This is a genomic window from Nonomuraea sp. SBT364, assembly GCF_001083785.1.
Lineage (GTDB): Bacteria > Actinomycetota > Actinomycetes > Streptosporangiales > Streptosporangiaceae > Nonomuraea.
On the sequence record NZ_LAVL01000069.1, the window covers coordinates 24,760 to 41,150 of the forward strand.

At 72.3% G+C, this 16,391-nt stretch carries 16 protein-coding genes; 6 read left to right on the top strand and 10 right to left on the bottom strand.

Annotated elements, in window-relative coordinates:
• Nucleotides 1–3: 3 nt before the first annotated feature.
• From ADY59_RS26820 to ADY59_RS26845, 6 genes are all read right to left on the bottom strand, one after another.
• A complete protein-coding gene (locus ADY59_RS26820) occupies nt 4–999 on the bottom strand; it encodes an ADP-ribosylglycohydrolase family protein (protein ID WP_049567236.1) in 996 nt (331 codons plus the stop codon).
• Nucleotides 996–2,306, bottom strand: a complete 1,311-nt coding sequence (locus tag ADY59_RS26825; RefSeq protein ID WP_049567239.1) for an ABC transporter substrate-binding protein — start codon at nt 2,304–2,306, stop codon at nt 996–998. Before ADY59_RS26825 ends, ADY59_RS26820 begins: the two co-directional genes overlap by 4 nt.
• A gap of 10 nt (nt 2,307–2,316) precedes the next feature.
• Complete coding sequence (locus tag ADY59_RS26830) at nt 2,317–3,135, bottom strand: carbohydrate ABC transporter permease (RefSeq protein ID WP_049567241.1); 819 nt, start codon at nt 3,133–3,135, stop codon at nt 2,317–2,319.
• On the bottom strand, nt 3,132–4,043 hold the full coding sequence (locus tag ADY59_RS26835; RefSeq protein WP_049567243.1) for a carbohydrate ABC transporter permease: 912 nt from the start codon (nt 4,041–4,043) through the stop codon (nt 3,132–3,134). Before ADY59_RS26835 ends, ADY59_RS26830 begins: the two co-directional genes overlap by 4 nt.
• Nucleotides 4,040–5,149, bottom strand: a complete 1,110-nt coding sequence (locus tag ADY59_RS26840; protein WP_082310423.1) for a LacI family DNA-binding transcriptional regulator — start codon at nt 5,147–5,149, stop codon at nt 4,040–4,042. Before ADY59_RS26840 ends, ADY59_RS26835 begins: the two co-directional genes overlap by 4 nt.
• Before the next feature lie 198 nt (nt 5,150–5,347).
• Nucleotides 5,348–6,568 carry an MFS transporter gene (locus ADY59_RS26845; protein WP_231618905.1) on the bottom strand — a complete coding sequence of 407 codons (1,221 nt, stop codon included), beginning with the start codon at nt 6,566–6,568 and terminating at the stop codon, nt 5,348–5,350.
• 24 nt (nt 6,569–6,592) lie between these two features.
• On the opposite strand from ADY59_RS26845, the gene ADY59_RS26850 reads away from it, so the two are divergent.
• From ADY59_RS26850 to mihF, 3 genes are all read left to right on the top strand, one after another.
• The gene (locus ADY59_RS26850; protein WP_063780796.1) at nt 6,593–7,798 is read left to right on the top strand and encodes an ROK family protein; all 1,206 of its coding nucleotides are present in this window, start codon (nt 6,593–6,595) and stop codon (nt 7,796–7,798) included.
• A 132-nt stretch (nt 7,799–7,930) separates the two neighbouring features.
• Complete coding sequence (locus tag ADY59_RS26855) at nt 7,931–8,314, top strand: heme-binding protein (protein WP_049567250.1); 384 nt, start codon at nt 7,931–7,933, stop codon at nt 8,312–8,314.
• 105 nt (nt 8,315–8,419) lie between these two features.
• Complete coding sequence (gene mihF, locus ADY59_RS26860; protein WP_049567253.1) at nt 8,420–8,725, top strand: integration host factor, actinobacterial type; 306 nt, start codon at nt 8,420–8,422, stop codon at nt 8,723–8,725.
• Nucleotides 8,726–8,881: 156 nt separating this feature from the next.
• Here mihF and ADY59_RS26865 read toward each other — a convergent pair whose 3' ends face one another.
• Nucleotides 8,882–9,529 (bottom strand): response regulator transcription factor, encoded by a 648-nt coding sequence (locus tag ADY59_RS26865; RefSeq protein WP_049567262.1) that lies wholly within the window; start codon nt 9,527–9,529, stop codon nt 8,882–8,884.
• Nucleotides 9,520–10,767, bottom strand: a complete 1,248-nt coding sequence (locus ADY59_RS26870) for a sensor histidine kinase (RefSeq protein WP_049567265.1) — start codon at nt 10,765–10,767, stop codon at nt 9,520–9,522. The genes ADY59_RS26865 and ADY59_RS26870 overlap by 10 nt, the downstream gene beginning before the upstream one ends.
• A gap of 185 nt (nt 10,768–10,952) precedes the next feature.
• On the opposite strand from ADY59_RS26870, the gene ADY59_RS26875 reads away from it, so the two are divergent.
• Nucleotides 10,953–12,209, top strand: a complete 1,257-nt coding sequence (locus ADY59_RS26875) for an acyltransferase family protein (RefSeq protein ID WP_049567268.1) — start codon at nt 10,953–10,955, stop codon at nt 12,207–12,209.
• 44 nt (nt 12,210–12,253) lie between these two features.
• On the top strand, nt 12,254–14,752 hold the full coding sequence (locus ADY59_RS26880) for a DEAD/DEAH box helicase (RefSeq protein ID WP_049567269.1): 2,499 nt from the start codon (nt 12,254–12,256) through the stop codon (nt 14,750–14,752).
• 120 nt (nt 14,753–14,872) lie between these two features.
• On the opposite strand, the gene ADY59_RS26885 is transcribed toward ADY59_RS26880, so the two are convergent.
• A complete protein-coding gene (locus tag ADY59_RS26885) occupies nt 14,873–15,442 on the bottom strand; it encodes a sensor domain-containing protein (protein ID WP_049567270.1) in 570 nt (189 codons plus the stop codon).
• Between the two features lie 17 nt (nt 15,443–15,459).
• On the opposite strand from ADY59_RS26885, the gene ADY59_RS26890 reads away from it, so the two are divergent.
• Nucleotides 15,460–15,954, top strand: coding sequence for a DUF2087 domain-containing protein (locus ADY59_RS26890; RefSeq protein WP_049567271.1), 495 nt, complete (start codon nt 15,460–15,462; stop codon nt 15,952–15,954).
• A gap of 59 nt (nt 15,955–16,013) precedes the next feature.
• Here the strand turns inward: ADY59_RS26890 and ADY59_RS26895 are convergent.
• On the bottom strand, nt 16,014–16,391 hold a 378-nt coding region (locus tag ADY59_RS26895), incomplete at its 5' end, for a helix-turn-helix domain-containing protein (RefSeq protein WP_049567291.1).

Here is a 16,391-nt window from a genome sequence, read left to right on the forward strand (position 1 = left end):
TCCTCAGCGTCCTCTCGCGTCTGCCAGTTCGTCCGCGGTGTCCAGCACGTGCTTCCCGGCGACGACGGGCAGGCACTTGCCGGTCACCGGGCCGATGCGGGCCGCCCATCGGGCGGGCACGCCGCTCTCTCCCGAGGTCGCGCCCGCGACGGCGCCGGCGATGGCGCCGATGGTGTCGGCGTCGCGGCCGAGGCTCACCCCGAACGTCACCGACGCCTCCACGTCGCCGTCACCGGCCAGATAGGCGGCCAGCGCCAGCGCCACGGCCTCCGGCGCCACGTCGGTCCACGGGTAGTGCCGTACGACGACGGCCTCGTGCAGCGCCTCGACCAGCGGCCCGTCCCCAGCACCGTCCCCAGCACCGTCCCCGGCGCCGGACCGTTCCAGCGCCGCGCGGGCGCGGGTGATCGCGCGGGCCGTCCACGAGTCGGCGGGCACCACCGCGAGCGCGGCGTCCACCACGTCGCGCGGCGCGGCGCCGCCCATGGCGGCGGCGACCGCCCCGGCGACCGCGCGGCCGCCGAGTATGCCTTCACCCGACTGGCTGACCAGGCCGTCCTGCTCCACCAGCCGGGCCGCCTCCGCCGGGTCGCCGGGGCAGAACACCCCGTAAGGCGCGGCCCGCATGGCCAGCCCGTCGGACCAGCCGTGCTGGTGGACCATGCCGGTCAGCGGCGGCTCCAGCCCCCGGCGCAGCGCCTCGATGGTGCCGAGCTCGGAGAACCCGGCGCCGCGCATCGGACCGGTCACCAGCGGGATGATCCGCTCCCGGTAGGCGGCGGCCACGTCGGCCGGGGTCAGGTCGTGCCCGTGCGCCACCAGCAGCGAGGCCGCGAAGATGGCGTACTCGGTGTCGTCGGTGCCGCCGCCCTCGATCTCGGTGAGCCGCCCCCAGCGGCGGCGGATCTCGGCGGGGGTCAGGTTCTCGGCGGGCGCCCCGAGGGCGTCGCCGGCCGCGAGGCCGAGCAGACACCCCCGGGCCCTGTCGCGATACGTCACCGCTGGTACCGCTCCAGCACCTCGTTGCCCTCCTCGACGAGCCGCTTGCCCGCCTCGTCCAGGCTGATCTTGTTGGCGAAGAACTCCTGCAGCACCGGCGTGGCCACCTTGCTCTTCCACTCGTCGAACCCGTTCACCTTGAGGAACGGCGCCACGACGAGGCTCTTGGCGGTGCCGGTGGCCACGTCCCAGCCGTTCTCCTCGGTGGTGATGGCCGGGTCGGCGGCGGCCTTCTGCGAGGTCGGCAGCAGCCAGTCGCCCTTGGCGAGCTTGGCCTGGTTGGGGCCGTTGAGGAAGAACGCCATGAACTTCATGGCCTCCTCCGGGTGCTCGCTGTCGGCGGCGACGGACAGCGTCTGGGAGACCGCGCCCTGCTCGGTGGTGGTGCCCTTGAGCGGCGGCAGCGTCACCCACTCGAATCCGTCCGGCGCCTGCTCGGCGACCTGCTGGCGCAGGTAGACGCCGACGGGCAGCATCGCGTACTTGTCGGCGAAGAAGCCGGGCAGCGGGTCGGCGGTGCCCATGCCGAGCGCCGAGGTGTCGGCCGTCTTGTCCTTGTAGAGCTGGTCGTGGATGCGCTGCAGGACTTCCTTCTCCTCGGCGCCGACCTTGACGGTGGTCTTGCCGTCGGCGCCGGTCTGGAAGAAGGTGCCGCCGAAGTTGAGCGCCAGGTTGAGCGTCTTGTTGACCGGCGACTTCATCGGCCAGGCGACGCCGTAGGTGTCGCCCTTGGTGAGCTTCTTGCTGACCTCGGCGAACTCGTCCCACGTCCACGGCTCGTCCGTGGTGGGGATGCGCACCTTGGCCGCGTCCAGGAGCTTCTTGTTGGCGATGATGACCTGCGACTCCTGCAGGAACGGCACGCCGTAGATCCCCTGGTTGCCCTTGCCGTCGTCGAAGGTGACGGTGTCCCAGGCGGCCTGCGGGATGTCGCTCTTGAGCTCGGCCGGCAGCTTGTCGGTCAGTTCCAGCAGGTAGCCCTTGGAGGCGAAGCCGGACAGCGCCGGGGAGTCGTCGTGGATGACGTCCGGCGCGTCGCCGCCCTCGAAGGAGGTGACGAGCTGGTCGTTGACGTTGTCCCAGCTCCCCTGGACGTAGGTGACCTGGATGTTCGGGTTGGCCTTGTTCCACTCGTCGACGAGCTGCTTGTTGGCCGCGACCGACTCCTTCTGCCAGGCGAGGCTGAGGAAGTCGAGCTTGACCGGCTGGCCCGGCTTCTCGGAGGACCCGCTGTCCCCGCCGCCACCGCCGCACCCGGCGGCCAGCGCGACGACCGCCGCCGCAGCCAACGCGGATTTGATACGCATGTGAGCCCTCCTAGCCCTTCACAGCGCCGGCCATCAGACCTGACCTCAGCCTGCGCTGGATGATTGCGAAAAAGATCAGGCTCGGGATCGTCGCCATGAGCGACGCCGCGGCGAGCGGGCCGAGCCTCGACACGCCCTCCGGGCCGGTGAACCTCACCAGCGTCAGGGGGAGCGTCATCACGTCCGGGTCCTTCAGGACCACGAGCGCGAACAGGAACTCGTTCCACGAGGAGATGAACGAGAACAGCAGGGTCGCCACCACGCCGGGCGCGAGCAGCGGCGCGACGACGCTGATGATCGCCCGCAGGCGGGTCGCGCCGTCGACGGACGCGGCCTCCTCCAGCTCGCGCGGCACCGACCGCACGTAGCCCTGGAGCATCCACAGCGCGAACGGCAGCGTGAACGTCACGTGCACGACGATGAGCCCCAGCAGGGTGTTCACCAGGTCGAGCTGCCGCAGCACCATGAACAGCGGAATGATGATCAGGATGAACGGGAAGACCTGGCTGACCAGGACCCAGCCGAGCGCCACGCGCTTGAGCACGCCCTGGTAGCGGGCCAGCGCGTAGGAGGCGGGCAGCGCCACGGCCACCGTCAGCGCCGAGCTGGCCAGCGCCACGATCAGGCTGCGCAGCCCGGCCCCGATCAGGTCCTGCTCGCCGAACGCGTCGGAGAAGTTGGCCAGGGTCGGGTCCGCCGGGATCCACGTGGGGTCGAGGCCGGCCATCTCCTGCGGCGTCTTCAGCGCCGTCGACAGTAGCCACACCAGCGGGAACGCCAGGAACACCATGTACGCCAGCAGCGCGGCGTACTGGGGGATCTTTCTCATGACGCCTCCCTCAGTTGCCGCCACAGATAGACGCCGAGCAGGGCCAGCACCACGATCACGATGCTGACGCCGAGCGCGGCCGCGTAGCCGAAGAAGCCGTAGCGGAACGCCTCCTCGTAGGCGAACAGCATCGGCAGCCGCGTCTGCCCGCCGGGCCCGCCCTGCGTGAGCACGTAGACCAGGCTGAACTGGTTGACGTTCCACACGAAGTCGAGCGAGGTGATGGTGACGATGATCGGGCGCAGCTGGGGCAGCGTGATGCTCCAGAACTTGCGCCAGGTGCCCGCCCCGTCCATCGCGCCGGCCTCGTACAGCTCCTTGGGCACGTTCTGCAGGCCGGCCAGCAGCACCACGGTGGTCTGCGGCATGCCGCTCCAGATGCCCATGACGATGATCGCGGGCAGCGCCCAGGAGAAGTCGGCCAGCCAGTTGATGTCGGTGCCGAGCGTGCTGTTCACGATGCCCGCGTCGGGGTGGTAGACCAGCCGCCACATCAGGCCGATGACCACCGGCGGCATCGCCCACGGCACCACGGCCAGCACCCTGGCCAGGCCGCGCAGGAACAGCTTCTGGTTGAGCAGCAGCGCCAGCCCCAGTGAGGCGAGGAACTGCAGCACCGTCACCGTCACCGACCAGATCAGGCCGATGCGCATCGACGACCAGAAGTCGTCGTCGCCGAGCAGGTCGACGAAGTTGGCCAGGCCCACGAAAGTCGTCTCGTGGTTGCGCCCGGCCTCGGCGTCGGTGAACGCCAGCCCGATCCCGTACAGCAGCGGGCCCACGCTGAACAGCACCACCGGCACCAGCGCCGGCAGCATCAGCACCCACATCTCGCGGTTGTGCCGCGGCCGCTGCCGGCCGCGCGCGTGCCGCGCCGGCGGCGCCGGCTTCGTCGCGGTGGCCGTCATGACCTGCCCCCCTCCATCTCGTCAGCTCGTGTACGGCCTGCCGCCCCGGACCGCCGGGTCCGCCCGGCCCGCGGACGCCCCTCCGCCCGGTACGGCGCGGGCTCCTCCCCCGTCGTCGAGGCGCGTACCGCCAGGCGGGGCGGGACGGTGACCAGGCGGGGCTCGCGGTCGCCGTGCCGCAGCCGGTCGAGCAGCAGCTCGGCGGCGGCCTTGCCACGCTCGGCCGAGCCCAGGGAGACGCTCGTCAGCGACGGCCAGGAGGCCGCGGCTAGGTCGGTGTCGTCCATGCCCACCACGGCCACGTCCTGCGGCACCCGCCGGCCGGCGGCGCGCAGCACGTCCAGCGCGCCGAGCGCGATGAGGTCGTTGGCGCACATGAGCGCGTCGACCTCCGGGGCCCGGCGGAGCAGTTCGGCCACCGCCCGGCCGCCCTCGGCGCGGTAGAAGTCGCCGATCTCGACCAGGCTTTCGTCGTAGGGCAGGCCGAGCGTCTCCAGCGCCTCACGGTAGGCGGCGCCGCGGGCCGCGCCGGGCACGGTGTCGAGCGGGCCGTTGACCATGCCGATGCGCCGCCGCCCGAGCGCGTGCAGGTGGTCGACGGCCAGCTTCACGCCGGTGCGCGAGTCGGCGCGCACGTTGTCGACCGGGGTGCCCTCCGGCACCGACCCGATGATCACGACCGGGGCGCGGGCGCCGCGCAGCATCTCCAGGTGCTGCTCGGTGACCCGCAGCGGGCTCATGATCAGCCCGTCGACGTAGCGCTCGCCGAGGCTGTGCAGCACGTCGATCTCGTCGGCGGCCACGGCGTCGGTGGAGTGCAGCACGAGCCGGTAGCCGGCGGCCTTGAGCACCGGCTGGATCTGCCGCAGCATGGCCAGGTAGGCCGGGTTGCCGACGTCGGCCATGGCGAAGGCGACCTGGTGGGTGCGGCGCGACTTGAGTGAGCGGGCTACGGCGTTGCGCACATATCCCAGCTCGTCGGCGGCGGCCATCACCTTGCGCACGGTTTCCTGCCTGGTCGGCAGGCCGTTGAGCACCCGCGACACCGAGGCGATGGAGACACCGGCGCGCTCGGCGATCGTGGTGATCGTGGGTCCGTCGGCCAAGGCTGTCCTTCCAAGTTCGTAAACGATTTCAGACACATTGCTGTAAACGTTTACGGCGTTTGGCACATGAAACAGCCCCGTAACCGCAGGGTCAAGTCACGATCCCATAACACCAGGTCAGGGGCTTGATTCTCAAATCGGGGGAAGCGGGAGAGCTGTCCGCGGTCAGCTCTCCCGGAAGGCCCGCATCGGCGAGCGTCAGTCGCGGGCCGCGGCGGGCACCGGCTCGGGGGTGGCCGACAGCTTGGCGAGGGAACGGATGGACGGGGCGCCGGTGAAGGCCACGGCGGCCGACAGCACGGCGGGCACGATCAGGGCGATCGGCAGGGAGGAGGCCTCGGCGACGTACCCGAGCACGGCGGGGCCGACCAGCAGCCCGCTGTAGCCGAAGGCCGTCACCAAGGACAGCGCCTTGCCCACGGGCCCGCCCGCGGCGCCGACCGCGCTGAAGATGACCGGCACGACGGTGGCCAGGCCGACCCCCGCCAGGGCCCAGCCGGTCCAGGCGCACACGACCGCGAGGGAGCCGGTCACGGGCGCGGCCAGCACGAGCACGTATCCGCAGGTGGCCAGCAGGCCGGCGAGCTGGATGGTGCGGACGGAGCCGAGCCGCGCCCGGATCGGGTCGCCCAGCAGCCGGATGGTCGTCATGGCGACGGCGAAGACCGTGTAGGCGAGCGGCGCGGCGGCCGGGTCCGCGTCCAGGACCCAGCGGGCGTGCAGCGCGGCCCAGTCGATGGCGGCGCCCTCGGCCAGGTGCCCGGCGAACGCGGCGACGCCGAGCAGCGCGATCAGCCCCCACTTCAGCGGCGACCCGGACCGGGTGGCCTCCTGTTCGGCGGCGTGCCGGGGCGGGTCCGGCAGCAGCAGCCGCGCCGCGGGCAGGTACAGGAACGGCACCACCACGGCCGCCGCGACGAGCAGCGTCTGGGCGTCCAGCCCGGTCTGCAGGGCGAGGGCGGTGATCGCGCCTCCGGCCGCCCCGCCGAGGCTCCAGGTGCCGTGGAACGCCGAGATGATCGGCCGTGCGTAAAGCCGCTCCACCTCGACCGAGTGGGCGTTCATGGCCACCTCGGTGACGCCCAGCCCCATGCCGAACAGCACCGCCAGCGCCGCCAGCGCCGGGTAGCTCGGCGCGAGCGCCGGCCCGAGCAGCACCAGCGCCGACACCGGCCCGGCGAACCAGCTCACCGCCCGGCTCGACCACTTGTCCACCAGCGGCCCGGCCACGAGCATCGACACCAGCGCGCCGCCCGAGATCAGCAGGAGCACGCTGCCGAGCCTGGCCGGGCCGAGCTCCAGCCGGTCGTTCAGGGACGGCAGCCCCGCGGCCCACAGGCCCATGACCAATCCCGCCAGGAAGAAGAACCCGAACACCCCGATACGGGCACGTCGTGCGTCATCGTGTCTTTTGTTCACGTCTAGAGCATAATGAGTGTCACGATGTCTGGGAATGGTGGAGCGACGACGAGCGGCCAGCTCCGGGCGCACAACCGGGTGCGCCTGCTGCGGGCCGTGCACGACTGCGGGGCGACGCTGACCAGGTCGCGGCTCACCCGCGACCTGGAGCTGGCCAGGGGCACCGCGTCGGTTCTGGTCGGCGGGCTGGCCGAGGACGAGCTGCTGCACGAGGAGCCGGCTCCCGAGCACGCGCGGGGCCGCCCGACGATGGTGCCGGGGCCGCATCCGCGCGGCCCCGTCGTGCTGGCGGCCGACCTGCGGGAGGACGCCTGGGAGCTGGCGGCGTGCGAGCTGGGCGGCCGCGTCTCCGTGCTGGCCGTGCGCGGCCACGACGGCACGCCGGAGGACGCGCTGGGGCCGCTGGGCGCGGCGATGCGCGAGCACCGGGCCCGCTACGGCGCGCGGGCCGTGGGCGCCGGCGTGTCGGTGGCCGGTCCGGTGGCCGCCGGCGGCCGGGTGGACGTCTCGCACCTCGGCTGGCGCTCGGTGGACGTGCCCGCGCTGCTGGGCCTGCCACCCGGCTGGGTACGGGTCGGTAACGACACGGCGCTGGCCGGGCTGGCGGAGGCCAGGCGCGGGCTGCTGCGCGGCGTCGAGGTCGGCCTGCACATCCATGTGGACTTCGACCTAGGCGGCGTGCTGATCGTCGGCGGCCGGCCGCTGGAGGGGGCCGGCGGGATGGGCGCCGAGTTCGGCCACATGCCGCTGACCGGCGGCGCGATGCCATGCCCGTGCGGCGCGACCGGCTGCTGGGCGCTGGAGGTCGGCGCGAACGCGCTGCTGCGCCACATGGGCCTGCCCCACGGCGGCGGCCGGGGCCGCGAGCAGGCCGAGCTGATCCTGGCCCGGGCCGAGGCGGGCGAGGCCGAGGCGGCGCGGGCGCTGGCGGCCGCCGCGCGCACGCTCGGCCGCGGCGTGGCCGCCCTGGTCAACGCGCACGACCCGGAGGTGGTAGCGCTCTCCGGCCTGGGCGCCGACCTGCACGACCGCGCCGGGGCGGTACTCGCCGAGGCGTGCCGGAACGGCCTGATGACGATCCGCCGCGAACGCCCGCCGCTCATCACCCCGTCCGCGCTGGGCCGGCGGGGCTCGCTGCTGGGCGCCATGGAGTCGGTCTTCGACGCCTTTCTCACCACGGACGGCCTGGCCGCCTGGCCGGCCCGCGACACGCCCGGAAGCAGAGTGTGATGCAAACCACCCGCCAGGGCTGAAAACGACCATCCGGCATGTGAACAGCGCGGGGATATCGCCCGGTCTGTGCACCGGGGACGGCGGTGACGCGTCGAGCAGGCAGGAGACCTGAAGCTGGAGGGACGGCCGGTGGATCTGGAGATCGCGTTGCGCATGTGCGAGGCGGCGTTGCGGCAGGCCGCCCGGGAGGGTTCGGCGATCTCCGTGGCGGTGGTCGACTCGGGCGGCCATCTGGTGTCGTTCCAGCGTATGGCGGGTGCGGGGTTCGCCGGCACGACGCTGGCGCCGGGCCGGGCGTGCGCCGCGGTGGCCCACCGCAGGCCGACGGCCGAACTGGCCGGGACGGGCGGTCCCGGCGCGGAGCCGTACGAGCGTACGGCGGGCGGCCTGCCGCTGTGGCCGGGCTACGGCGGGAGCGGGTGCGTGGCCGGCGGCGTGGGGGTCAGCGGCGGCACGCCGGAGCAGGACCAGGCGTGCGCCGAAGCGGCCGCCTCGGTGTGGCGGACACGTTGACCGGGCGCTTTGGGCAACACGAACCGCTGGTATCCGCCATGATTAGCCACTGCACTACGGGTAACAGAAACCCCGATCGTCAACTCCCCGAGGAGAGAACAACAGATGGCACTTCCCACTCTCACCCCAGAGCAGCGTAAGGCAGCGCTGGAGAAGGCCGCGGAGGCTCGCGCCGCCCGCACCGCCCTGCTCGCCAAGGTCAAGACCGGCGAGCTGTCGTTCTCGCAGCTGCTGGAGCGCGACGACGACATCGCGAAGAAGATCAAGGTGTCGCAGGCGCTGCGCGCCGTCAAGGGCGTCGGCCCGGCCAAGGCCACCGCGCTCATGGAGGAGGCGGGCGTCGACGAGAAGCGCCGCCTCGGCGGCCTGGGCGCCCAGCAGCGCAAGAAGCTGGTCGACGCGCTCGGCTGACAGGCCGGGCGGCCAGGTCCGCGCGCAGCGCCGCGCGGACCGGCCGGCAACACTCCTGGAGACCGGCACACCCCTCCGCACCACCGGCCGTCTCCCGGAGATCCGCGACGCCCGCGCCAGGGACCTCCCCGGAGTCGCTCCGGGAGGGCCGGGCGGTCACGAACGCAGGTAGGCGAGGACCGCGAGCACGCGCCGATGCTGGTCGCTGTCGTCGGCGTAGAGGCCGAGCTTGCTGAAGATGCTCCTGATGTGCTTCTCCACGGCTCCGTCGCTGATCACGAGCTGGCGGCCGATCGCGGGGTTGGACTTGCCCTCCGCCATCAGGCCGAGCACCTCACGCTCACGGGGCGTGAGCTGGGCCAGCGGGTCGTCCTTGCGCCTGCGCACCATCAACTGCGACACCACCTGCGGATCGAACACGGTCCCGCCCGCGGCGACCCGCCGCAGGCCCTCGAGGAACTCGTCCACGTCGACGACCCGGTCCTTGAGCAGGTAGCCCACCGCGCCCCGGGCGTCGGCGAGCAGGTCGTCGGCGTAGGAGACCTCGACGTACTGCGACAGGATGAGCACCGGCGCGCCCGGCACCCGGCGGCGCGCCTCCACGGCGGCCCGCAGCCCCTCGTCGGTGAAGGACGGCGGCATGCGCACGTCCACCACCGACACGTCGGGCCGGTGCTCGGCCACCGCCTCGACGAGGCCGTCGCCGTCACCGACGGTCGCGACCACCTCGCAGCCGAACTCTTCGAGCAGCCTGACCAGGCCCTCCCTGATCAAGACCGCGTCATCGGCCACGACTACGCGCACGGTACCTCCGCTGCTATCACCGTCGGCCCGCCGTCGGGCGAGCGCACCTCGAACTCCCCGTCGACGGCGCGGAGCCGGTCGGCAAGCCCGGCGAGACCATGTCCCTTGGCGACGTGTGCGCCGCCGACCCCATCATCCACGATGGTCAGCAGCAGCGAGCTACCGGTGTGGGTGAGCCGGACGGTGCAGACGGTCGCCTTGCTGTGCTTGGCGACGTTGGTGAGAGTCTCGGCGACGACGAAGTAGACGGCGTTCTCCACGGCGGCCTCGTAGCGGTCCGTGGCGCTCACGTCGAGCTCAACCGGCACGATCGAGCGCCCGGCCAGGGCGGCGAGCAGCGGGGCCAGGCCGCGGTCGGACAGGATGGGCGGCGCGATGCCGCGGGAGAGCGCGCGCAGCTCGTCCAGCGTCTCGCGGGTGGCGGAGATCGCGGAGGTGAGCGTGGCCTGGGCCGCCTCGGGATCCTTGGCGAGCTGGCGCTGGGCCCGCGACAGCTCCATGGCCAGCGACACCAGGCGCTGCTGCGGCCCGTCGTGGATGTCGCGCTCCAGCTTGCGCAGCGCGTTGGCCTCGGCCGACACGGCGGCGGCGCGGCCCTGGGCCAGGTCGTCGATGCGCTCCTGCAACTCGGCTACGCCGGTGAGCAGCGCCCGGCCGAGCCCGGCGCGCAGCAGCGCCGCCCCGCGCACCGTGAACGGCATGATGAGCAGGAACAGCAGCCCCAGCGCCACGTAGAAGATCGAGTTGACCAGGTAGCCCTCGCCGAGGCCGAGCAGCTCGGGCAGCTCCACGTTGTTCTCGATGCGCGAGGTGATGAGCCCGTAGATCGGGTACGTCAGGCCGGTGATCGGCAGCGCCCAGAAGACCAGGGTGAGCACGAACGCGAGCAGCGCCGGCGGGAAGTTCACGATGGCGTGCAGCAGGTCGAGCCAGGACTGCCCGCTGGTGAGCGGGTTGACGATCCGGCGGAAGCGGCCCGCGCCCGCCGGCGCGGGCTTGTAGCGGGGCCGCACCGGGGGCCGCTTGAGCACGTCCGACAGCCAGCCGCGCTCCGCGTCGGCGAAGCCCCGGGCCGCCATGAGGGTGCCCGCGAGCACCGGCACGCCGATCCACACCACGGCGCTGCCCACGCCCGCTGCCAGGCCGGCCAGGGCGACGGCGAAGCCGATCACGGTGGTGGGGAACCCCACCAGGGTGTAGCGGGTGTCCAGCAGGACCCGCCTCATCAGGGAGCGCATGCCCCCACGCTAGATCCCGGCGGCACCCTTTTCGAACCGGTGCGCCGGTCTGCCGATGGTAGGGCCAGCCCCACCTCCGGGGTGGTGATGGGGCGACCGCAAGACGGCGGTTCCCGGCAGTGCGCTTGAGCTGCCCGGACGGAAGCCTTGAGGCATCACCCGCCCCCCGATGAAACGAGGCTTCCATGACCGTCCTGCTGGAGCGGCCCGCACCGGCACGCACCGGTTCACCGCGCCGGGCCAGGGATCCGTTCATCGACATCCTGCGCGTGTTCGGGATGGCGCTGGTGGTGCTGCAGCACTGGACGATCCCGGTGCTGGACTACGACGGGGCGCGGCTGACCACGGGCAACGCGCTGGCCATGCCGGGCGTGTGGGCGGTGACGTGGATCAGCCAGGTGATGCCGCTGGTGTTCTTCGCGGGCGGCGCGGCCAACGCGATCAGCTTCGGCCGGGCGGCGCACGGCGGGCCGCAGTGGGTGGTCACCCGGGTGCGCCGGCTGGCCTGGCCGCTGCTGCCGCTGGCGGCGGTGTGGCTGCCGCTGCCCCACGTGCTGCTCACGCTGGGTGTGCCGGCGCAGCCGCTGGAGGTGGGGGCGCGGCTCACCGGCCAGCTCCTGTGGTTCCTGGCCGTCTACCTGATCGCGGTCACGGCGACGCCGTACCTGCTGCGGCTGCACGCCGCGCACGGATGGCGGGTGGTGGCGGCGCTGTCGGCGGGGGCGGTGCTGACCGACGTGGCGCGCTTCACCTCCGGCGTGGACGCGCTGGGCTACGCCAACATCGTGTTCGTGTGGCTGGCGGTGCACCAGCTCGGGTTCCTGTACGCCGAAGGACGGCTGCGGCTGCCGGCCCTCATGAGCGCGGGCGGCTTCGGCGCGGCGGCGCTGCTGGTGGCCTACGGCCCCTACCCCGGCAGCATGATCGGGCTGCCCGGGGCGGAGATGTCGAACATGGCGCCGCCCACGCTGGCGATGCTGGCCGTCTCCTTCGGGCAGGTCGGGCTGGCTGCGCTGCTGCGGCCGTGGATCGTGCGGCTGCCGCTGAAGCGGGTGCTGGCCTGGGCGGGGCCGCGCATCATGACGGCGTACCTGTGGCACATGCCGGCGCTGTTCGCGGTCACGGGCGTGGTCGTGGTGGGGATGCGCGTCGAGACGCCCGCGCCGGGGAGCGCGTTCTGGCTGGCCGGGTGGCCGTTGTGGTTCGGCGCGCTGTGCCTGCTGCTGTGGCCGCTGCTGCGCTGGTTCTCCCGGTTCGAGGAGCCACCCGCGCTGCCGTACGGCCGGGCGACCTGGGCGACGGCGCTGGGGGCGGCCGCGCTGACCGGCGGCGGGCTGCTGGCGCTCACGGTGTCCGGGTTCGCGCCCGGCGGGGTGCCGTTCCTGGCCGTGATCGCGGTCCTCGGCGGGCTGCTCCTGACCGGGCCGCGGGCCCGGATGTGAGGCCACCGGTTCGACCACGCGGTGAACTTCGGCAGGATAGGGGTGTGAGCCTTCTCGTTGACCGCCTGCCGGAAGAGATCGACGCCGATCCCGACGCCATTTTCGACGCCTTCGCGTCCTGGAACTCCGAACGGGGGCTCACCCTCTATCCGGCGCAGGAGGAGGCGCTGATCGAGGTGGTGTCGGGCAGCAACCTGATCCTGGCCACGCCGACCGGCTCGGGCAAGAGCCTGGTGGCCGCCGGCGCCCACTTCGCCGCCCTGACCAGGGACGTGCGCACCTTCTACACCGCGCCGATCAAGGCGCTGGTGTCGGAGAAGTTCTTCGACCTGTGCGCCGTCTTCGGCACCGAGAACGTCGGCATGATGACCGGCGACGCCAGCGTCAACGCGGGCGCGCCGATCATCTGCTGCACCGCCGAGATCCTGGCCAACGTGGCGCTACGCGACGGCGCCGCCGCCGACATCGGCCAGGTGGTGATGGACGAGTTCCACTTCTACGCCGAGCCCGACCGGGGCTGGGCCTGGCAGGTGCCGCTGCTGGAGCTGCCGGACGTGCAGTTCATCCTGATGTCGGCGACGCTCGGCGACGTGTCGATGTTCGAGCGCGACCTGACCCGGCGCACCGGGCGGCCGACGGCCGTGGTCAAGCACGCCGAACGGCCGGTCCCGCTGGTCTACTCCTACCGGATGACGCCGCTGCACGAGTCGCTGGAGGAGATGCTCTCCACCGGCCAGGCGCCCGTCTACGTCGTGCACTTCACGCAGGCGGCGGCGATGGAGCGGGCGCAGGCGCTGATGAGCATCAACATGTCCACCAAGGCGGAGAAGGAGGCCATCGCCGCGATGATCGGCGGCTTCCGGTTCACCACCCGCTTCGGCCGGGCGCTGTCGCGGCTGGTGCGCCACGGCATCGGCGTGCACCACGCCGGGATGCTGCCGAAATACCGGCGGCTGGTGGAGCGGCTGGCGCAGGCCGGGCTGCTCAAGGTCATCTGCGGCACCGACACGCTCGGCGTCGGCGTCAACGTGCCGATCCGCACGGTGCTGTTCACCGCGCTGTCGAAGTACGACGGCAACAAGGTGCGCCGGCTGCGCGCCCGCGAGTTCCACCAGATCGCCGGGCGGGCGGGCCGGGCCGGGTTCGACACGATCGGCTACGTGGCCTGCCAGGCGCCCGAGCACGACATCGAGAACGCCAAGGCACTGGCCAAGATCGGCGACGATCCGAAGCGGCGGCGCGGCTACGCCCGCAAGAAGCCGCCGGAGGGGTTCGTCGGCTGGAGCGAGGAGACGTTCGAGAAGCTCCAGCAGGCCGAGCCCGAGCCGCTCAACTCGCGCTTCAAGGTGAGCAACGCGATGCTGCTGGCGGTGATCAACCGGCCGGGCGACTGCTTCCAGGCGATGAAGCACCTGCTGACCGACAACCACGAGGACCGCAAGTGGCAGCGCCGGCACATCAGCCAGGCCATCGCCATCTACCGGTCGCTGCTGGCGGGCGGCGTGGTCGAGCAGCTGGCCGAGCCCGACGAGCAGGGCCGGCGCGCCAGGCTGACGATCCAGCTGCAGGACGACTTCGCGCTCAACCAGGCGCTGTCGACGTTCGCGCTGGCCGCCTTCGACCTGCTCGACCAAGAGGCGCCGGGCTACGCGCTCGACATGGTGTCCATCGTCGAGTCGATCCTCGACGACCCGCGCCAGATCCTGTCGGCCCAGCTGAAGAAGGCCAGGGGCGAGGCGGTCGCGCAGATGAAGGCCGACGGCATGGAGTACGAGGAGCGCATGGAGGCGCTCTCCGAGGTCATGTACCCGATGCCGCTCGACGACCTGCTGCTCGGCGCGTACGAGACCTACCGGCGCGGCCACCCGTGGGTGGGCGACTACACGGTCAGCCCGAAGTCCGTGGTGCGCGACATGTTCGAGCGGGCGATGACGTTCGGCGAGTACATCCAGTTCTACGAGCTGGCCCGGTCGGAGGGCACGGTGCTGCGCTACCTGGCCGACGCCTACCGGACGCTGTCGCGCACGGTGCCCGAGCACCTGAAGACCGAGGACCTGACCGACCTCATCGAGTGGCTGGGCGAGCTGGTCCGCCAGGTCGACTCCAGCCTGATCGACGAGTGGGAGAAGCTCGCCAACCCCGATCTGGCGCTGGAGGAGCGTGAGGCGCTGGAGACGAAGGTGCGCCCGGTGACGGGCAACCCGCGGGCCTTCCGGGTGCTGGTGCGCAACGCGATGTTCCGGCTGGTCGAGCTCTGCGCGCTGGAGAAGGAGGCCGAGCTGGAGGAGCTGGCCCCCGACGTCGACTGGGGCGCCGCGCTGGACGCCTACTACGCCGACCACGAGGAGATCCTCACCGACGCCGACGCGCGCGGCCCCGCGCTGCTGCGCATCGAGGAGGAGAGCGGCCTGTGGAGGGTGCGCCAGACGGTCAAGGACCCGGCGGGCGACCGTGACTGGGGCATCGACGCGCAGATCGACCTGGCCGCCTCCGACGAGGAGGGGCGCGCGGTCGTGCACGTGACGGGGCTCAACCGGCTCTGAGATAGCCGTGTGCCGGAACGGACTGGCAAGGGCGTCCCGGCACACGCCTGTTCTCTTATTCTCGGGTCGCGTACTTCGGCAACGCGTCATGACAATGTCTCAAGATCGGGACATTTCCAGTCAGCAGTCGGCGATCCGGCAGATCTTGCTCAGCATGCGCTTGGTGTCCTTGGACTGCTGCTTGAAGTCGGCGGCGGCCGGCTTGCCCCACTCGCCGGACACCGTGTAGACGATCAGCGCGTTGGCGCGGCGCGTCACGACGGCCCGCTCGCCGCCGATGGCCGGCTTCTTGCTCTGGTAGGCCTGGCCGGTGACCGACACCGCCTCGTCGCCGAGCCGTACGGGACGGTAGGAGTAGCGGTAGTCGGCGGAGCCGCACGCGCGCACGGCCGCGCGCAGGTCCCGCACCGCCTTCTTCGCGGCGCTCCGGGACGAGTAGAGGATGACCTGCTCGGACTTGGAGTAGTCGGGCACGGCCGTGTAGATGAGCGTCTTGGCCGCCGTGCGCCCGGCGCGGCCGAGCGTGGCCTTCTGGCACGGGTTGACGACCAGCCTGGCCGACGTCCTGCCGCTCACCTGCCAGCTGTGCTCCGGGTTCGGGTCCGACTTGGCCGCGTCCTTCTCGTACAGCATGAAGCCGCCGGGGATGCCCAGGGCGAGAGCGGCGGTTAACACCACAATGGAGACCATGGGTCAAAATTGTAGGGATGAGTGACGCGGAGATCAGACGAGTGCTCGGGCTGCTGTCGCAGGACGACACGTTGCGGGCGTTCGCCGGGCTCGTCCTGGGCGCGGCCGGGGAGCCGCCGGCCGGGGCGCTGGACCGGCTGAAGAGCGGCGGGCTGGCCGCCCCTGACGAGGCCGGGGTGTGGCACGCCAGGCCCGAGCGGTTCCGTGAGCTGCTGCGGGCGCACGCCGGACCGGCCGGGGAGCTGAGCGACGAGGACCGGGTGCTGCGCAACTACCTGGACGGCGGGCGGCTGCGCACGATGCCGATGAAGCGCGACAAGCGGCTCGTGGTGCTGCGCCACATCTCCCGGCTGTTCGAGCCGGGCGTGCGCTATCCGGAGAAGGACGTCAACGTGATGCTGCGCGCCTTCCACGACGACTACGCCGCGCTGCGCCGCTATCTCGTGGACGAGTGCCTGCTGACGCGCGAGGCGAACGTCTACTGGCGCAGCGGCGGCCCCGTGGACGTCTGACGCCGGCGGCACGGCGGCACGGCACGGCGGCACGGGAGGCTTGGCGTCCCGGCGGCCGGTCAGGGGCGAACGCGCGCCCGGTAGGCGCGCGGCGGCAGGCCGTGCTCCTGCCGGAAGGCGCGGCTGAAGTGGAACGGGCTCACGAAGCCGGACGCCGACGCCACCCGGCCCACGTCCAGATCCGTCGCCTCCAGCAGCATCGCCGCATGCCGGAGCCGGGCCTCCCGCACCGCCCGCATCGGCGTCCGCCCGGTCTCCGCCGCGAACAGGTGCGCGAACCGCGACGGCGACAACGCGACCGCCCGGGCCAGCGACGCGACGCTGTGCGGCGCCCCCGGCTCGGCCGCGATCATCGCCAGCGCCCGCCGGACCCGCCCGTCACCCCCCTCCTCCACCGGCCGCGCCGTCGCGGTCGCCACCAACAGCACCTCCGATGA